The organism is Thiorhodococcus minor (assembly GCF_010820565.1).
Lineage (GTDB): Bacteria > Pseudomonadota > Gammaproteobacteria > Chromatiales > Chromatiaceae > Thiorhodococcus > Thiorhodococcus minor.
Genome location: NZ_JAAIJQ010000007.1, coordinates 87,911 through 106,309, shown reverse-complemented (window position 1 = coordinate 106,309; position 18,399 = coordinate 87,911). Strand labels below are relative to the sequence as shown.

The window sequence follows — 18,399 nt, the reverse complement described above, 5'->3', positions numbered from 1 at the left end:
CGATACTGGGCTCGCGGCGCACGATTACCCAGGCGGGAGTCACACCCGCTAGAACACGCGGCCTTGCCAGGCCGCACTGACCCGTTTCGCCATCGATCGCGGAATCGACCTCAGCTTCATCGAGGAGATGCCGATCGGCGCCCTCGACGGCCGCGATCGGCCCCTGACCTATCATCCTAGATCCGGCAGTTGACCGCTTCGCACTCCATGCAACACATGGATCATTATCGAGACCCTGGCTTTCTGCTGCTTCACCCGCAGGGTGAAGGTCGCTACGGCCCCCAGTGCACGCCCCGCGCGGCGCCTGACTGCGTTGCAACGCCTTGTCGTAGAACCACTACGACGCCTGGTTGCGCCTTGCCAGACACCACGCTGGACGCACCCTGGAGGCCGTCCAACCGCCGGATCTAGGATTATCCCTGCGCCGCGATCCTGCGAGATCTCGAAGCCGCCGGCCTCGCCCTGGCACCCAGGGTCGAGCGCACTGGAGGCCCCTCCAGGTACTACCGCGTTATGGGAACGGATACCCGCGTCGGCTTCATCTCGCCGCACAGCCAGAGCTTTTGCGCCGACTGCAATCGCATCCGTGTGACGGCGGAAGGCCGCCTGCTGCTCTGCCTCGGGCAGAAGCACTCCATCGATCTGAGACGCCTCCTGCGCGCGAATCCAACCGAGGACACGCCGCTCAAGACAGGGATTCGCGCCAGCTTGGAGAGAAGCCGCGAGGTCATGATTTCGGCCGCAGGACCGGATCCGTCTTGGCGCGGCACATGAATGCCACTGGCGGCTGACCCACCGCCCCCGGCCCTGACCGCAGCGGCAGCGACGCCCTGCGGCGGCTTCCCTTTACCTGCGCTCAGCCCCATTCTGCTGCTCAGAGCCGAGCATCCAGCTCGAGCAGCCAAATCGACATCGGCGGATCCTGGATCGATTCCGGAGGATCCAAAGAAAGAGGCGAATCCCATGTCAGACAAGTCCAAGCTGTTCAATTTGCTCGCACACGGGCACTACGCATCGAGCTTCGAGCCCGAGCATGACGAGGAGGTTTACGATCCGAAAAAGGAGGCCCTGGTTCGCAGCATGCTTACGGAGATCGGCGAAGACCCCGACCGAGAGGGGCTGAGGCGGACCCCCCTGCGCGTCGCAAAGGCCATGGACTTCCTGACGAGCGGCTATACGCTCTCGGCGGAAGACATCATCAAGGGCGCGGTCTTCGAGGAAGAGGTCAAGGAGATGGTGATCGTCCGCGACATCGAGTTCTACTCCATGTGCGAGCATCACATGCTGCCCTTCTTCGGACACGCGCACGTCGGCTATTTGCCGAATGGCCGCGTGGTCGGTCTCAGCAAGGTCGCCCGCGTCGTGGACGTCTTCGCACGGCGCCTCCAGGTACAAGAACGGCTCACCAATCAGGTCGCTGACGCCCTCATGGAGCACCTCGACGCACATGGCGTCGCCGTCGTCATGGAGGCCAGTCACACCTGCATGATGATGCGCGGCGTACAGAAGCAGAGCAGCACGACAGTCTCCAGCGCCATGCGCGGGGCCTTTCAGGACGACCCGAGAACACGCTCCGAATTTATGGCCTTCATCAAGAACTGAAGTGGGCAGTGGGCAGTGGGCAGTGGGCAGTGGGCAGTGGGCAGTGGGCAGTGGGCAGTGGAGGATAGTTGGCTCGCTTGGCTCGTCCCATCTCGGGGTAGCGCCTGAGTGCACAAAGACTCGACCAGCGCCCTCCTGAGATCGACCGCACTGAAGCGACCAAACAAAAGGGGCTCACCCCTCAGGCGAGCCCCCTTCTTGCGTCGATCCCGCGCCCTACCGGGGGCCAGGGCGCTGAGTCATTAGTTCTTGCTCTTGTCGACCAGCTTCTTCTCGCGAATCCAGGGCATCATCTCACGCAGACGCTCGCCGACCTCTTCGATCTGGTGCTCGGCACCGAGACGGCGCATCGCCTTCATGGAAGAGGCGCCGGCCTGGTTCTCCAAGATGAACTCCTTGGCGAACTGCCCGGTCTGGATCTCGCCGAGAATACGCTTCATCTCGGCCTTGGTGTCGCTGGTGATGACACGCGGACCGCGCGTCAGATCCCCGTACTCGGCGGTGTTGGAGATGGAGTAGCGCATGTTGGCGATGCCGCCCTCGTAGATGAGGTCGACGATCAGCTTCACCTCGTGCAGACACTCGAAGTAGGCCATCTCGGGCGCATAGCCAGCCTCGACCAGGGTCTCGAAGCCGGCCTGGATCAGCGAGGTCAGACCACCGCAGAGCACCACCTGCTCGCCGAAGAGGTCGGTCTCGCACTCCTCGCGGAAGCTGGTCTCGATGATACCGGCACGGCCGCCACCATTGGCGGAGGCGTAGGCCATGGCGAGGTCGCGCGCCTGGCCGGTGGCGTCCTGGTAGACAGCGATCAGGCTGGGAACACCGCCGCCCTGAGTGTAGGTCGAGCGGACCAAGTGACCCGGCCCCTTGGGCGCGATCATGATGACGTCGAGGTCTTCGCGCGGCGCGATCTGGCCGAAGTGGATGTTGAAGCCGTGCGCGAATGCCAGCGCCGCGCCCTGCTTGATGCTCGGCGCGACCTGATCTCGATAGAGGGCCGCCTGGTGCTCGTCGGGAGCCAGAATCATGACCACATCCGCGCCCGCGACGGCTTCCTCGATCGACTTGACCTCGAGACCGGCGTTGGAAGCCTTGGCGGCGGACGCAGAGCCCGGGCGCAGACCGACGGTGACAGAAACCCCGGATTCCTTGAGGTTGTTGGCGTGGGCATGGCCCTGAGAGCCATAGCCGATGATGGCAACCTGCTTTCCTTGGATGAGGGAGAGGTCGGCGTCTTTGTCGTAATAAACGTTGATGGTCATTGCGTGGATCCTAGTGGATTAAACGATCGACCCGGGACGGCACGCGGCCACCGCCATGATAGCGGCGTTCCGGACGACCATCCCGGGCGACTGATTCAGGGCTAGAGTGACAGTCCCTTCTCGCCGCGCGCGATACCGGTCGGACCGGAGCGCACGACTTCGATGATAAGGCCTTCGGGCACGGCGTCGATGAAGGCATCGAGCTTCTTCGAGGCGCCGGTTAGCTCGACGACATAGCTGGTATCCGTCACGTCGATGATCTTGGCGCGAAAGATGTCGGCGAGCCGCTTGAGCTCCTCGCGGTCGTCGCGCTCGGCGCGCACCTTGACCATCATCATCTCGCGCTCGATGTGTGGCCCTTCGGAAAGATCGAGCAGCTTGACCGTATCGATCAGCTTGTTGAGCTGCTTCTTGATCTGCTCGACGATCTCGTCGTTGCCCGTGGTCACGAGCGTCATGCGCGACAGGGTCGGATCGTCGGTCGGGGCCACGGTGAGTGACTCGATGTTATAGCCACGGGCCGAGAAGAGGCCTGCGACGCGCGACAAGGCGCCCGCCTCATTCTCGAGCAGCACGGCAATGATATGTCTCATGGGTGGATCTCGTTTCGAATCAGGTCAAATCTGCGACGGCGTCAAGCCAGCTCCCGGTCGGTCAGGCTGGGCGAGAGATGCATCTCGTGATGTCCCTTGCCGGCCGCGATCATCGGATAGACGTTCTCGGTCGGGTCGACGATGACGTCCATGAACACGAAACGGTCCTTCATCGCGAAGGCCTCACGCATGGCGTCTTCGAGATCCGCTGGCCGCTCGATCCGCATGCCGACGTGGCCGAAGCTCTCGGACAGCTTCACGAAGTCCGGCAAAGCGTCCACATAGGAATGCGAATAGCGGCTCTCGTAGAAGAGCTCTTGCCACTGGCGCACCATGCCCATGTAGCCGTTATTCAGTAGCAGAACCTTGATCGGCAGCTGGTATTGCTGACAGGTCGCCAGCTCCTGGATACACATGAGGATACTGGCATCACCCGTGATGCAGGCGACCTGCGCATCGGGATAGGCCAACTGCGCGCCGATGGCTGCCGGAAGCCCATAGCCCATGGTGCCAAGCCCGCCCGAGTTGATCCAGCGCCGCGGCTTGTCGAACGGATAGAACTGGGCGGCGAACATCTGATGCTGACCGACATCGGATGCGAGATAGAGCTCGCCGTTGGTGACCTTGTAGAGCGTCTCGACCGCAAACTGGGGCTTGATGGCGGAGCCTGAGCCGTCGTATTTGAGGCAGTCCAGACCACGCCACTGATCGATCTTCGCCCACCAATCGGCCACTGGAGGCTCGCTCGACTTGGGCTTGCGCTCCTGATAGAGACGCAGCATGTCGGCAAGCACGCTCGCCACCTGCCCGACGATGGGGATGTCGACCTTGACGTTCTTGGCAATGGACGACGGATCCACGTCGACGTGGACGATCCGGGCGTGCGGACAGAAATGCTCGATCTTACCCGTCACGCGATCGTCGAAGCGCGCACCCACGGCGATGAGCACGTCCGTCTCGTGCATGGCCATGTTGGCCTCGTAGGTGCCATGCATCCCCAGCATGCCGAGAAACTGAGGATCCGTCATCGGATAGGCCCCCAGCCCCATCAGGGTGCTGGTGATGGGAAAGCCAGTCGCTCGCACCAGCTCGGTCAGCTGGGCGGAGCCCTCGCCGAGCACCACGCCGCCGCCCGTGTAGAAGACCGGACGCTTGGCTTCGAGCATCAGATCCACGGCCCGCTTGATCTGCCCGTGATGCCCCTTCTCCACCGGACTGTAAGAGCGCATCTTGATCTCCCTCGGATAGCTGTAGGGAACCTTGATGCCCGGATCGGTCACGTCCTTGGGAATATCGACGACGACGGGTCCAGGACGCCCCGTGGTGGCGATGTAGAAGGCCTTGCGGATGGTGATCGCCAGGTCCTTGACGTCCTTGACCAAGAAATTGTGCTTCACGCACGGGCGGGTGATCCCGACGGTGTCCACCTCCTGAAAGGCGTCGCTCCCGATGACGGGCGTTGGCACTTGCCCGGTCAGGATGACCATGGGGACCGAGTCCATGTAGGCAGTCGCAATGCCGGTCACGGCGTTGGTCGCACCCGGCCCTGAGGTGACCAGACAGACGCCGCACTTTCCGGTCGCGCGCGCATAGCCGTCCGCGGCGTGCGCCGCGGCCTGCTCGTGCCGGACGAGGATGTGCTTGAGCGAGCCCCGCTTGAAGAGGGCATCGTAAATGTGCAGAACCGCCCCACCAGGATAGCCGAAGACGTACTCGACCCCTTCGTCGATCAGGGCCTGAATGACGATCTCCGCCCCGCTTAGCTGCGTGGTCGTCACCCTTGCCTCCTCCGGCTGCGCCTCAGTTAGTGCCACCTTGAGCGACCTCCGAACGACTCCACCCGCTAGCCCGGGGCGAATCGAATCGCGCGCACTGCCGAGCGGCATGCGCATGCGATCGAGCCCAGCGCGCGACTAGCCGCAGCGGGATTCGTTTAAAGCGTTGAAAAAGAGACTGAAGTTACCGCGATCGCTCGCGACGGTCAAGCCAGACAGCGGGGGAACGCGCAGACGAGCAGGCGGCCGAGCGCGGGACGCCATCGCCGCTCGCTCGATCAAACTGCCGCAGAGCGAGCTCGCATCGCAAAGTCCTTGCAGACGACGGTGGCGACCATGATCGAGCCCAGCTCAGGGCAGTGGCGGCGAGCTCTCCAGCAGTGTCAGATCGCCCTACCGCCCTTCAACAGGGCCTTTCGATTGCCGGACATGCCGTAGGCGCAGTCATGCACGTTCTGCAGCAGCTCGAGCTCCACCCATGCCTCGGTCGGCCAGCCGCCAGGCTGGCCTTGGTCACCCAGCACGAGATCCCGAAACATGATCTCGAAGGCCTCGGGATCACCCCAACCGGCGATGAGCCGCGTCAGCGCCTCGGGGAAATCGCGCTCGAGGGCACTCGGAATCCCCGACGCCCCCGCGCGCCGCGCCGCGTCTGCGCGCGATGGCTTGGCAAGGGGCACGGATCGGATCCAGTCGGGCAGCTCCCCTTCCCGACCCGAGCGATCGCCCGGCTCCGGGAGCTGATCGATCAGCATCTTGGCGAAGGAGCGAATCGCCTTCTTGGGGTGCTCGAACTCCAAGACCAGGGTGTGCAAATTCGTCCAGTCGAAGCCAGTGGCCTTGGACTCCCTAACCTCGACGACCCGGGCGCGCAGCCGGATGCCGGGCAGATCGCGGGTTCCGGTGATGGAGAGACTGATACTCTGGTTTGGCTCGTAGGCGTCGAAGACGGTCACCGTGTGCCGCCCCTTTGCGATCTGGCGGAGCATATGGCGAAGCTCGTCGGCATCGCTCACGGTGACCTCGAGCTCTCGCACCAGTCCGCTGGTATCGCCAACCTCGATGCTCTCGTCGCTCGCGCTCAGCATCTTGAGAAGACGCTCCAGCCTCGATTGGCTGCGCGGCGAGAGACTGATGAAACGAACCGCGATGAGATATTGACCGCCTTGCAGCGGGCGGGCCCGCAGGAGCTGGGCGTGAGCCGTGATCTGCTCGTCCCGCTTCCATGGCAAGGTCAGCTTGAGCGGCCCCGCGTGCGTTGGGAGCGGCTCTGAGATCAGCAGTAGCGCACCACCCCAGGAGATATCCTGATTGATCGCGGTGATGGGCTCGTCATGCCCGGGAAACTTGACCCGAACCGGGATCTGTACATCGATGCGAACCTGGGTTCGACGGTCTGAGACGCTGGGGTCAACGGGTAACTGTTGCTGCAACTGACTCATAACGGATTAACCTAAGGCTACGCTGACGAAGCATCCCTGATCAACAATGTCGATGCGGAGCGAGCAGAATGCTGGGCACAAAAAGTGCCCAGCGGGCAAAGGGTGGCAATTATTCAACGCTTTGTCCATTCTCGAGCATCGGGCGAAGGAAAGCGTCCGACTTTAGTGCGAACGGCAGCCGATCAGGGAAGAACCGGCGACGGACCGCGACGACATTGCCGAGTCTACCCCACCGGACGGCTCGATTCTGAGACCTAGAAGTTGTTTCTGCAGGCCAGGATCAATAGACTTCCGCGCTTTATTTCGACCAAAGGCGTTCTGATGCGCACTTCTCAGTTCCCCCTCCAGACCGTCAAAGAGACGCCCGCCGACGCCGAGATCGCTAGCCATCGGCTGATGCTGCGCGCGGGCATGATCCGCAAGCTCGCCGCTGGGCTCTACACCTGGCTTCCGCTAGGGCTCAGGGTGCTGCGGAAGGTCGAGCGGATCGTGCGCGAGGAGATGGACCGCGCGGGCGCGCTGGAGGTCTCCATGCCGGCGGTGCAACCGGCCGAGCTCTGGCAGGAGTCGGGACGCTGGGATCAGTACGGCCCCGAGCTGCTGCGCCTGCGCGACCGCCACCAGCGGGACTTCTGCTTCGGCCCGACGCACGAAGAGATCATCACCGATCTGGCCCGCAACGAGCTGAAGAGCTACAAGCAGCTGCCGATCAATTTCTATCAGATCCAAACCAAGTTCCGCGACGAGATCCGGCCCCGCTTCGGCGTGATGCGGGCGCGCGAGTTCCTGATGAAGGATGCCTACTCCTTCCATCTCGACGAGGCATCCCTGGCCGAGACCTACCGGCAGATGCACGAGACCTATTGCCGCATCTTCACAGGCTGCGGACTGGATTTCCGCCCGGTGCAGGCCGATACCGGCAGCATCGGCGGAAACGCCTCGCACGAGTTCCACGTCCTCGCGGCCTCCGGCGAGGACGCCATCGCCTTCTCGACCGACAGCGACTACGCGGCGAACGTCGAGCTCGCCGAGGCCGTCGCACCGTCCGACGCGCCGCCCGCCCCCCGGCAGGAAGCGCGCCTGGTCGACACGCCAAAGGCCAAGACCATCGCGGATCTCGTCGAGCAGTTCGAGCAGCCGATCGAGCACACGGTCAAGACCCTGGTCGTCGCGGCGTCCGACGAAGCGCAGGCCGCACTGGTCGCCCTCCTGGTGCGTGGCGATCATGACCTGAACGCCGTCAAGGCGGAGAAGCTACCGCTCGTTGCCTCTCCACTGCGCATGGCTACCGAAGAGGAGATTCGCGCCGCCGTTGGCGCCGGCCCCGGCTCACTGGGTCCCAAGGACCTGCCGATCCCCTGCATCGTGGACCGGACAGTGGCGGTCACCGCGGACTTCAGCGCCGGCGCCAACCAGGACGGCAAGCACTGGTTCGGCCTCAACTGGGGCCGCGACCTGCCGCTGCCGGAGGTCGCCGACCTGCGCAATGTGCTCGAGGGGGATCCGAGCCCGGACGGCAAGGGCACCCTGACCATCGCCCGCGGCATCGAGGTAGGGCACATCTTCCAGCTCGGCCGCAAATACAGCACCGCCATGAAGACCACGGTGCTCGGCGAGGACGGCAAGGCCACCACGCTCACCATGGGCTGCTACGGCATCGGCGTCTCGCGCGTGGTCGCAGCCGCCATCGAGCAGCACCACGACGACCGCGGCATCTGCTGGCCGGCACCCATCGCGCCCTTCGAGGTCGCCCTGCTGCCCATGAAGCTCGGCAAGTCCTATCGCGTCCGCGAGGCCACCGAGCAGCTCTATGCGGACCTCCAGGCCGCAGGTATCGAGGTCTTGCTCGACGACCGCGACGCCCGCCCAGGCTTCATGTTCGCGGACATGGAGCTGATAGGCATCCCCCACCGAATCGTCGTCGGCGACAAGGGGCTTGACGAGGGTCAGGTCGAGTACAAGGGCCGCACCGACGCCGAGATGCAGCTCGTCCCCATCGCGGAGATCGTCGGCTTCGTTCGGGATCGCCTCAGGACCTAGAACCCGGACCGCGGGCGCGCCATGCGGCCAATCCAAGCGCGGGCCTGCGATGCGGCAACGAGCGTCGCGGAAGAGTCCGAGCCCGGTGCCTTTGGGTCAGCAGCACGGCCCTGATGACCGTCGCGGTCTCCTTGTGATCGCACGGCACCAAGGCGCCTTCCCCATTTCATCACGAAGACCCAGGATCAATAGTGGATAACAAAGAAGCTTCTTTCGATCGCGACGCGCTACTGGCCTGTGGGGCCGGCGAGATGTTCGGGCCAGGGAACGCCCAGCTGCCAGTGCCCAACATGCTGATGATGGACCGCATCATCCGGATCGCGAATTTCGGCGGCGCCAACGGCAAGGGGGAGATCCTCGCCGAGCTGGATATCAAGCCAGATCTCTGGTTCTTCCAGTGCCACTTTCCGGGCGACCCTGTCATGCCCGGCTGCCTCGGATTGGACGCGCTCTGGCAGCTGGTCGGCTTCTACCTCGCCTGGATCGGCAACCCCGGACATGGCCGCGCCCTCGGCGTCGGCGAGGTCAAGTTCACCGGACAGGTCCTGCCCGAAGCCGCCAAGGTCACCTATCACATCGACATGAAGCGTGTCATCACGCGCAAGCTCGTGCTGGGGATCGGTGACGGCGTGGTGCAGGTCGACGGCCGCACCATCTATACGACCAAGGACCTGCGGGTCGGCCTCTTCACCTCGACCGAAGGATTCTGACCAAGCCGCCGGCGGGCCTCGCTGCGGGGCCTGCCCGCAGGGCCGCGCTTGGCATTGGAGCAACGCATGAGCAGAGTCGACTTCTACAGTCTCCAGCAGGGCAGTCGCGGCGATCGCTTTCTGCTGGTTTGCCGGCTCGTCGAGCGGATCCTTGCCAAGGGGCTGCGCGCGCTCATCTACTGCCCGAAGGCCGAGGAGGCACGCCACCTCGACCGCTTGCTCTGGACCTATCGCGATGACAGCTTCCTGCCCCATGGGCTGGTCGGCAAGGTCGACACGGCGCTGACGCCCATTCTCATCAGCGCCGATGGTCGTCCGGAGACCGAGCGCCAGGTGCTGATCAATCTCGCCCTGGATCCGCCGGCCTTCCTGGAGCGCTTCGAGCGGGTCTGCGACCTGGTTGATCAGGACCCCGCAGTCCGCAACGCCGGACGGGCGCGTTATCGCTTCTATCGCGACGCCGATCTCGAGCTCAGCCACCACGAGATCAAGCTGTAGCGATTTCGGCGGGAATAGCTCGAACGGCCAGGCGCACCCAAGCAGCGGCCGCATCCGGCCCACCTTGGAGACGCCTCCAGCTTGCTGGACCCAATCAGCGGGGGCTGCGCATCCGCCAACTGCATGTCAGCCAGAAGGCTCCGCTGCTTTTCTTCGGGTCCTTTGCGCCTTGGGGCTTGAGCTACCGATCTCAGGCTGGAAGCTGGGAGCTGGCGTCACATCTCAGGAGGAGTCGTTCTCGCTGAAGCGCTTGGCCACCTGGCAGAATCTCTCGAAGGTCGCCAGGAAGGCATCTGTCACGTCCGGGTCGAAGTGGCTGCCGCGACCTTCGCGGATGATGTCACGCGCGGCCTCGTACCTCATGGCCGGCTTGTAGACGCGCACTGAGATCAGGGCGTCGAAGACATCCGCAAGCGCCATGAGGCGCGCGGAGATCGGAATCCGCTCGCCCTTGAGACCATCCGGATAGCCCGTGCCGTCCCACCGCTCGTGATGATAACGGGCGATCTCCTTGGCGAGGACGAGAAACTCGACGGGTCGCTCGACGTCGCGCTCGGCCAGCTCGATGGCATCGCTGCCGAGCTTGGCATGCGTCTTCATGATCTCCCATTCTTCCGCCGTCAGCTTCCCGGGCTTGAGGAGGATGTGGTCGGGGATACCGACCTTGCCGATATCGTGCAGAGGTGCGGACTTGACCAGCAGATCGACGTTGTGAGGGGTCAGAAAGGCCCCGAACCCGGGGTGGCTCTGCAAATGCTCGGACAAGGCACGCACATAGCCCTGCGTCCTGCGTAGATGGTTGCCCGTCTCCGGATCCCGGATCTCCGCCAGATGAGCCAAGGCATGGATGCTGACCTCCTGGACGACCAGGTTCTCGTGCAGACGACGCTGAAGCTCGGTCTCGAGATAGGCGTTCTGATTCTTGAGCCAATCCCGCGCCTGCTTGAGCTCCAGCTGCGTGTTGACCCGTGCCCTGAGGATGGGCGGCACGATGGGCTTGGCGATGTAATCGACCGCGCCGACGTCCAGGCCGTGGATCTCCGCCTCGGTGCTGTCCATGGCGGTCACGAAGATCACCGGGATGTCCGCCGTCTCCGGATCCGCACGCAGCCGCTCGAAGACCTCGTAGCCATCCATCTCCGGCATCATGACATCGAGCAGGATGAGATCCGGCGTGGGCGTGGTCTTGACGACGCGCAGCGCCTTGACGCCAGAGGTCGCGGCCCGCACCCGGAAGTCGGGCTGCAGAAGCTCGTTGAGGACGGCGAGATTCTCGGGCGAGTCATCGACGATGAGGATGGTCGCAAGCGTCTCGCGCGCCGCGCCGAGCACACCCGAGGCCGGCGTGCGAGCACCGAGCAGCGCAGATTCGCCGGCCAACTGCGAGCCCTCGGCCTGCTCTTTGTGTAGCCTCAGATAATCTTGCATCCGCCTATTCAAAGCCTGTGTGTCGGAGGGCAATCCGCGCCTCTAGCTCGCAAGAGGTCGCCCAAAGGCTGCCGGGCGCTTCGCAGAAGACGATCCCTGTAGTCCCAAGTCTAGCCCAGCCTCGGTCTGCGATCCGTCTTACCGGCCCGTTTCGGCCGTGGTGGAGGAGGCGTCAGCGGGCGGCAGGCACCCCGAATCAACCTGCCTGCTCCGCGATGAGGGATTCGACGCGCTGGAATCCACGCGGCAACAGCCGCCCCCGTCTGCCACGCTCGCCCCTGTAGAGCTCGAGATCCGCTGGCTTGAGGGTCAAGGTGCGCTTGCCCGAGACCACCATCAAGCTCGCGCCTTCGGCCAGCACCGCAACCGCGATCATGATCTCCTCGCGTGTCTGAGCCTTGGGCGTGGGAATACCGACGATCTTGTTTCCCTTCCCGCGCGCCATCTCAGGCAGCTCGGAGAGCGGGAACAGCAAAAGGTGCCCGGCGCTGGTCGCCGCGGCGAGCAGAGCGCCAGCGCCAGCCCCCTCCCCGGCCCGGACCGGACGCAGGACCTCCGCACCCTTGGGCAGCGTCAGCACCGCCTTGCCCGCCTTCGGCTTGGCGATCAAGTCCTCGAAGCTCGCGACGAAGCCGTAGCCGGCATCGGAGGCGAGCAGATAGCGCGCCTGAGGAGAATCGCCCAGCACGGTGACGAAGCGCGCACCCGACGGTGGATCCAGACGCCCGGTCAGCGGCTCGCCCTGCCCCCGGGCGGAGGGCAGCGTATGGGCTTGCAGCGCATAGCTGCGGCCGGTCGAATCGAGGAAGACAACCGCTTGATTGCTCCGCAGGCGCGCGGCGCTCAGGAAGGTGTCGCCCGAGCGGTAGCTCAAACCGGCGGGATCCACCTCATGCCCCTTAGCGGCCCGCACCCAGCCCTTCTCGGAGAGGACGACAGTCACCGCCTCGCTCGGCGCCAGCTCGGTCTCGTCGATGGCAGCCGCCGCGCTGCGCGCGACCAGGGGCGATCTGCGCGCATCGCCGTACTTCTCGGCATCCGCGGTGATCTCATCGCGGATCAGCGCCTTCAGGGCCTGCTCGTCGCCCAGCACCCGCTGCAAGCCATCCCGCTCCTCGGCCAGCTCCGCTTGCTCGCCGCGGATCTTCATCTCCTCCAAGCGCGCGAGCTGGCGCAGCCGCGTGTTGAGCACATACTCCGCTTGGGTATCCGTGAGTCCGAAACGGGCCATGAGCACGGGCTTGGGCTCGTCCTCGGTGCGGATGATCCGGATCACCTCATCGATGTTGAGGAAGGCGATCAGCAGGCCGTCCAAGAGGTGCAGCCGCTCGAGCACCTTCTCCAAGCGATACTGGAGCCGGCGACGCACCGTCTCGGTCCGGTAGATCAGCCACGCGACCAACAGCTCGCGCAAGTCCATGACGCGCGGGCGGCCGTTCAGGCCGATCATGTTCATATTGACGCGATAGCTGCGCTCCAGGTCCGTGGTCGCGAAGAGGTGCGACATGAGCCGATCGACGTCGACGCGGTTGGAGCGCGGCACGATCACCAGACGTGTCGGGAACTCGTGATCGGATTCATCCCTGAAGTCCTCGATCATCGGCAGCTTCTTGGCATTGAACTGGGCGGCGATCTGCTCAAGCACCCGGCTGCCCGAGACCTGATAGGGCAGCGCGGTGATGACGATGTCGCCCCGCTCGACCTCGTAGCGGGCGCGCTGCTTCACGCTCCCGCTACCAGTCTGGTACATCTTCACCAGCTCATCCCGCGCGGTGACGATCTCTCCGGCCGTCGGGAAGTCCGGCCCCGGGATGAAGCGCATCAGGTCGCTCAGGGGCGCATCCGGATGCTCGAGCAGATGGATGCAGGCCTGCGCCACCTCGCGCAGATTGTGCGAGGGGATGTCGGTCGCCATGCCGACCGCGATTCCGGTCGCGCCGTTCAGCAGGAGATTCGGCAGACGCGCAGGGAGCAGACGGGGCTCGCTCAGGGTGCCGTCGAAATTGAGCTGCCAGTCGACGGTGCCCTGCCCGACCTCCCCAAGCAGGACCTCCGCATAGGGCGCCAGCCGCGACTCCGTATAGCGCATGGCGGCAAAGGACTTGGGATCGTCCGGTGAGCCCCAGTTGCCCTGCCCATCGACGAGCGGATAGCGGTAGCTGAAGTCCTGGGCCATGAGGACCATGGCCTCATAGCAGGCGGAATCGCCGTGCGGATGGAACTTACCCAGCACGTCACCCACAGTGCGCGCGGATTTCTTGAACTTGGCCGCCGCCGAGAGACCCAGCTCGGACATCGCGTAGAGGATGCGCCTCTGCACGGGCTTGAGGCCATCGCCGACGTGCGGCAGCGCCCGATCCAGGATGACGTACATGGAGTAATCCAGGTACGCCTTCTCGGTGAAATCCTTCAGGGGCCGACGCTCGAGGCCCTCCGCGTTATAGGTGGCTATATCCGACATCTGCAAACGGCAATTTGATCAAGAGAAGGGCGCGCATGATGCGGCAAGGCGGGCGCAAGGACAAATCGAAAGGTCAGGCGAGGCCCTGACGGGCGCCCTTGATCGCGGCAATCCGCACGGCGCGGATACGCTCCGGGATGAGGCGTCGCTCGCTGGTCGCGCGGGCGATGCCGCCGACATCCACGGCCGTGACGGCGCGCAGCAGCAGGCGCAGGGTATCGGCCTGAGGATAGGGCCGCTCCGCGTGGCCGGTCCGGCCACGATAGTCGGCCTCGCAGGCGATCAGCATCTGCTCGAAGCGGGCAGGCCGACGGATGCCATCGGCACGCTCCAGCAAATCCAGGATGGTCGAGGCACGCAGCTCATCGACCTTGTGCACCAGACCATGACTGCCGGCCGTGATCCGCGCCAGCTCGCGACAGCGGCTCGGGATCTTGAAACGCTCGCAGACATCGTCGACGAGTGCGACCCCGCGCTCCTCGTGACCATGATGCCGGGGCAGGATGTCGGCAGGCGTCGTGCCCTTGCCGAGGTCGTGACAGAGCGCGGCGAAGCGCACCTCCAGATCCCCGGACAGACGCGCGGCCATGTCGACGACCAGCATGACATGGACACCCGCATCGATCTCCGGATGCCACTTCTCCGGCTGAGGCACGCCCCAGAGCCGCTCCAGCTCGGGCAGCAGGCGCGCCAGCGCACCACAGTCGCGCAGCACCTCGAAAAAGCGCGACGGCCGATCCTCCATGAGCGCGCGGGACATCTCCTGCCAGACACGCTCCGGGACCAGGGCATCGACCTCGCCGGCATCGACCATGTCGCGCATCAGGACCAGCGTCTCGTCGGCGACCTGGAAGTCGAGATCGGCATAGCGCGCGGCAAAGCGGGCCAGGCGCAGGATCCGCACCGGATCCTCGCAGAAGGCTGGAGACACATGGCGCAAGATGCGGGCCTCGAGATCGGCGAGACCGCCATAGGGATCGATCACCCCCCCATTGGGGTTCAGGGCGAGCGCATTGATCGTGAGATCCCGGCGCATCAGATCCTGCTCCAGCGTGACATCGGGCTCGGCGTGGACCTGAAAACCGTGGTAGCCGGGGGCCGTCTTGCGCTCGGTGCGCGCCAAAGCGTATTCGTCCTTGGTCTCGGGGTGCAGGAAGACGGGGAAGTCCTTACCGACCTGGAGGAAGCCGCGATCCAGCATCTCCTCGGCCGTGGCGCCGATCACGACGTAGTCGCGCTCCCGGGCGGCGCGCCCCAGAAGCTGGTCGCGGACGGCGCCGCCGACCAGGTAGGTCTCGAGCCCTTGCGTCGCGCTCACGCCAAGCGCTCGCACGCCACGCAGTCGCTCCAAGGTGCTGGAGGCCATGCATCGAGGCGGGTTGTGGGGATTTCCTGCTGCATCCGAAGGTCCAGTGGGCGATCGCTGCCGACGCGGGATTATATCCGCCGCGGCGATCCGGTTAGAATCTGAATGGACTGACTCCAGTACTCAACATGGACCCGAGCCCCCCACTTCTCCACCAATGTCCGCGAGCCCCCCTCGATGCGGTATATCGGATACATCCTTCTTCTAGCACTCATCGGCTATGGTCTCTGGCCTTATTTCGGCGTCTACCGCCTGGACGGAGCGATCAACGCGCCAGGCACCGCCGAGCTGGCCGAGATGGTGGACCTCCCCGCCATTCGCGCGAATTACAAAGACCGCGTCTCCGCCGGCGTCAAGGGCGTCCTGCCCTCGGACGACCCCGACAGCGTGGTGAGCTGGATTCGTCAGAATCTGGAGCGCCTCGGCGACTCGGCCCTCGAGCAGGCCATCACCCTGGATTGGGTCCGCGACACCCTGCGCGGCGCGGTCACTCAGGCCACCGGCCAAAGCCCGCCCTACCTGCTCGCCGGAATCGACTGCGCCTTCTTCGAATCCTACAACCGCTTCCTGATCAGGATTGGAGAGCTCGGCCGAGGAGCGACCCATGTCCGTCTCTCGCTGGTCGACGGCCAGTGGAAGATTACGGACATCATTCCCTGACGCTGAAAAGGACCTTCAGCCACGCGGCCAGCAGCTGACCGCCTCGGCCTGGCGGACGGCATGCGAGCGGAAGCTCGGCACCCAGACTCACAGGGGCCTCAGCGCCACCAGCGTCATGTCGTCGCGCCGCGACTCCTCACCGCGATAACGCTCGAGCATGGCGCACAGACCGCGCACCTGGTCGCTCAGATCGAGGGCGGCGCTGCCTTGCAGCCATTCCACGACGCACCGACGCCCAAGAAGACGGCGTGGCGTCGTGCCCATCTGATCCGTGATTCCGTCCGTCATGAGATAAAAGGTCGCCCCAGGCTCGATCTCTATCTCGTGATTGAGGATCCGACGCGGCGACGACAGGCTCTGATAGCCCAGATGCCCGCGCGCCCCTCGAATCGTGCTCGCCTCCCCGGTCGGAGCGATCTTCACCAAAGGAATGCCGCCCACGCCCGCAAACCGCATCCGCCGGTCGCGACCGCCCCACAGGAGCAGAGCCGCATCCAGTCCGTCATCGGACTCCCAATCCGCGCTGGCCGGCCCCGCTCGATCTTGATGCAAACGCGCCCGGACCTCTCGATCCAGTGCGGCGAGGATCTCGGCCGGGCTCCAGTCTGGAGACTCACGCAGCACCTGCTGCGTCGCCGAGGCCAGGACCAGGGTGATGAAAGCGCCGGGCACACCATGCCCCGTGCAATCTGCGACGAGAATCAGGTTGAGATCGCCACGCCGCTCGAGCCAATACCAATCCCCACCGACCAGATGCAATGGCTCCCAGAGGATCTCGATCTCCGCCACCACAGCGTCCAGGGCGTCCTTTGGCGGCAGCATGGCGGTCTGGATGCGGCGCGCATAGCGATGGCTCTCCAGCAACCGACCATTCGCCTCGCTCAGCCGCTGATGCGCGCTATCGAGCTGCCCGAGCGCGCGCTCGACCTCGCGCTTCTGTCGCTCGAGATCGCGGGTCCGCGCCTGGACCCGCGCCTCGAGCTCCTGAGTGAGCGCGGTGAATTCACGCTCGGCACGATCACGCGCATCGAGTCCATCTTGAGACGCTTGAAGAAGGGTCTTCAGATGACCGAGCAGCAGGCCAAGCTCATCTCGCCTGCGCCCGAGAGCGGGCGGCGGCGACCAGGCACCCGGCAGCGCCGGGTCCACCCTGGCGATCGCGCCGGACAGCGCCAGCAAGGGGCGCGTAATCATAAAGTAGAAGATGATCACCACCAGGACGGAGATGAAGAGCGCCCGCGCCAGGCCGAGGATCGAGTCGCGCAGGGCCTGCCGCAGGAAACGCTGAGCAAGGACGTCCGCAGACAGGTCCAGCTCGAGGACGCCCACCGCGGTGAGCCCGCCCCCGGGCACGTCATATTGCAGGCGTCGCTGGAAGTGGATGACGTCGGCGAAGAGCCAACGCCAGGCGCGCATGTCGCCGGAGGTCCGGCGTTCGCGCTCTGCAGAGGCAAGCACCTGCCCGAAGTCGTCGCGAAGCTCGACGCGGCGCACCGTATCGAAGGCGAACAGGCCTTCGACGAGCTCACGCCCGAGCGCGGGATGCAGCTGGTAGGCCGCCTCGGACGCGGAGCCTTCGACCAGTGCCAAGGTCCTCTCAGTGCCCTGCTCGACGTCTTCGCGAACCATGCGCCAGTCCAGCACGAGCTCGATGACACCAATGATCATGCCCAGAGCCAGCACGATGAACAGGGTGACGGCCGCCTGCTTGAAGGTCAGCCCCCGCAGGGGAGGCACGGCGCCAAGATGCGGTCCCGCCCGCTCAGGGGTGCCGAGGCGAGGCCCCGAGCTAGTCTTGCCAGACATCGTCCAGTCCGGCGCGGCGGACTAGCCCGGCGACGACCTCGGACTCGGCCTGCATCCAGGCATTGAGCCTATCGATCACCTCGGGATGGCGCAGCGTCGACAGCCGATAAGACCCCTGAGTGGACGGCAGCCCCGGATCGAAACGCAGCGCATCGGGCCGACCGAAAAGCCGCATCGACTGATCGCGCGCAACGGCGACATTGGCGTAGACGGCATCGACACGGCGATTCGTCACTTGATGAAACAAGGCCGAGAAGTCTGCGTTCTCCAAGAGTGAGACCTGTCCCTGACGCAGCCGCGGCTGCCAGGCGATGGGCGTGAACCCGACGACGGTGCCGAGGGCTCGGATCTCATTGACCGGCCGCCCCAGATGCCGAGGCAGCACCAGGGTCCCGTCGACATAGCCGACGATGGGCCTGCTGTAACGGATCTCATGCCCCTCGCGTCGAGCTGGAGCCCAGGCGGGATCGTCCGGGTACTTGAAGTCGATCCGCCCCCGGAGAAGGCTCGGAAGCAGCCTGGACGGCGGAAGCGGCAAATAGTCGAGCTCGAGGCGCTCCGCCGCGGCGAAGGCGTCCAGAAGCTCGCGGCCGAATCCCTCGAATGCGCCTGTATGGCCGGCCTGATAAGGTCGGTAGTCGATGTTCTCCACGCCGACGATATAGCGGTCCGCGAAGGTCTGGCCCGTCGGCACCACCCACAAGAGGGCCAGGACAGCCAGCAAGAGGGGCGCCTGCAGGGTCTTCACACCGA

Annotated in this window: 15 protein-coding genes; 6 read left to right on the top strand and 9 right to left on the bottom strand. The window is 64.9% G+C overall.

Going from position 1 to position 18,399, the window contains the following annotated elements:
- Nucleotides 1-429 precede the first annotated feature (429 nt).
- Nucleotides 430-774 (top strand): GTP 3',8-cyclase MoaA family protein, encoded by a 345-nt coding sequence (locus G3446_RS03970; RefSeq protein ID WP_164451114.1) that lies wholly within the window; start codon nucleotides 430-432, stop codon nucleotides 772-774.
- A gap of 189 nt (nucleotides 775-963) precedes the next feature.
- Complete coding sequence (gene folE / locus G3446_RS03965; protein ID WP_164451107.1) at nucleotides 964-1,602, top strand: GTP cyclohydrolase I FolE; 639 nt, start codon at nucleotides 964-966, stop codon at nucleotides 1,600-1,602.
- A gap of 242 nt (nucleotides 1,603-1,844) precedes the next feature.
- Here folE and ilvC read toward each other — a convergent pair whose 3' ends face one another.
- The 4 genes from ilvC to G3446_RS03945 all read right to left on the bottom strand — a co-directional run bounded on the left by ilvC (nucleotide 1,845) and on the right by G3446_RS03945 (nucleotide 6,677).
- Nucleotides 1,845-2,861 carry a ketol-acid reductoisomerase gene (gene ilvC, locus G3446_RS03960; protein ID WP_342450028.1) on the bottom strand — a complete coding sequence of 339 codons (1,017 nt, stop codon included), beginning with the start codon at nucleotides 2,859-2,861 and terminating at the stop codon, nucleotides 1,845-1,847.
- Between the two features lie 107 nt (nucleotides 2,862-2,968).
- On the bottom strand, nucleotides 2,969-3,460 hold the full coding sequence (gene ilvN / locus G3446_RS03955) for an acetolactate synthase small subunit (RefSeq protein ID WP_164451105.1): 492 nt from the start codon (nucleotides 3,458-3,460) through the stop codon (nucleotides 2,969-2,971).
- Nucleotides 3,461-3,501: 41 nt separating this feature from the next.
- Complete coding sequence (locus G3446_RS03950) at nucleotides 3,502-5,274, bottom strand: acetolactate synthase 3 large subunit (RefSeq protein WP_342450027.1); 1,773 nt, start codon at nucleotides 5,272-5,274, stop codon at nucleotides 3,502-3,504.
- Nucleotides 5,275-5,618: 344 nt separating this feature from the next.
- Nucleotides 5,619-6,677, bottom strand: a complete 1,059-nt coding sequence (locus tag G3446_RS03945; protein ID WP_164451103.1) for a PilZ domain-containing protein — start codon at nucleotides 6,675-6,677, stop codon at nucleotides 5,619-5,621.
- 321 nt (nucleotides 6,678-6,998) lie between these two features.
- Here G3446_RS03945 and G3446_RS03940 point away from each other — a divergent pair, with 321 nt between their 5' ends.
- The 3 genes from G3446_RS03940 to G3446_RS03930 all read left to right on the top strand — a co-directional run bounded on the left by G3446_RS03940 (nucleotide 6,999) and on the right by G3446_RS03930 (nucleotide 9,925).
- Nucleotides 6,999-8,717, top strand: coding sequence for a proline--tRNA ligase (locus G3446_RS03940; protein WP_164451102.1), 1,719 nt, complete (start codon nucleotides 6,999-7,001; stop codon nucleotides 8,715-8,717).
- 191 nt (nucleotides 8,718-8,908) lie between these two features.
- Entirely contained in the window at nucleotides 8,909-9,427 is a 519-nt protein-coding gene (fabA, locus tag G3446_RS03935; protein WP_164451101.1) for a 3-hydroxyacyl-[acyl-carrier-protein] dehydratase FabA, read from the top strand.
- Nucleotides 9,428-9,493: 66 nt separating this feature from the next.
- Nucleotides 9,494-9,925 (top strand): DNA polymerase III subunit chi, encoded by a 432-nt coding sequence (locus G3446_RS03930; protein ID WP_164451100.1) that lies wholly within the window; start codon nucleotides 9,494-9,496, stop codon nucleotides 9,923-9,925.
- A 222-nt stretch (nucleotides 9,926-10,147) separates the two neighbouring features.
- On the opposite strand, the gene G3446_RS03925 is transcribed toward G3446_RS03930, so the two are convergent.
- The 3 genes from G3446_RS03925 to G3446_RS03915 all read right to left on the bottom strand — a co-directional run bounded on the left by G3446_RS03925 (nucleotide 10,148) and on the right by G3446_RS03915 (nucleotide 15,132).
- Complete coding sequence (locus G3446_RS03925) at nucleotides 10,148-11,353, bottom strand: response regulator (RefSeq protein WP_164451099.1); 1,206 nt, start codon at nucleotides 11,351-11,353, stop codon at nucleotides 10,148-10,150.
- A gap of 196 nt (nucleotides 11,354-11,549) precedes the next feature.
- Nucleotides 11,550-13,814, bottom strand: coding sequence for a DNA topoisomerase IV subunit A (parC, locus tag G3446_RS03920; RefSeq protein WP_164451098.1), 2,265 nt, complete (start codon nucleotides 13,812-13,814; stop codon nucleotides 11,550-11,552).
- A gap of 73 nt (nucleotides 13,815-13,887) precedes the next feature.
- On the bottom strand, nucleotides 13,888-15,132 hold the full coding sequence (locus G3446_RS03915; protein ID WP_342450026.1) for a multifunctional CCA addition/repair protein: 1,245 nt from the start codon (nucleotides 15,130-15,132) through the stop codon (nucleotides 13,888-13,890).
- A gap of 225 nt (nucleotides 15,133-15,357) precedes the next feature.
- Between G3446_RS03915 and G3446_RS03910 the strand changes: the two genes are divergently transcribed.
- Nucleotides 15,358-15,840 (top strand): DUF2939 domain-containing protein, encoded by a 483-nt coding sequence (locus tag G3446_RS03910; RefSeq protein WP_164451096.1) that lies wholly within the window; start codon nucleotides 15,358-15,360, stop codon nucleotides 15,838-15,840.
- Nucleotides 15,841-15,927: 87 nt separating this feature from the next.
- Here G3446_RS03910 and G3446_RS03905 read toward each other — a convergent pair whose 3' ends face one another.
- Both G3446_RS03905 and G3446_RS03900 read right to left on the bottom strand, forming a co-directional pair.
- Entirely contained in the window at nucleotides 15,928-17,646 is a 1,719-nt protein-coding gene (locus G3446_RS03905) for a PP2C family protein-serine/threonine phosphatase (RefSeq protein WP_164451095.1), read from the bottom strand.
- Entirely contained in the window at nucleotides 17,630-18,394 is a 765-nt protein-coding gene (locus tag G3446_RS03900; protein ID WP_164451094.1) for a type 2 periplasmic-binding domain-containing protein, read from the bottom strand. The genes G3446_RS03905 and G3446_RS03900 overlap by 17 nt, the downstream gene beginning before the upstream one ends.
- Nucleotides 18,395-18,399: the final 5 nt, after the last annotated feature.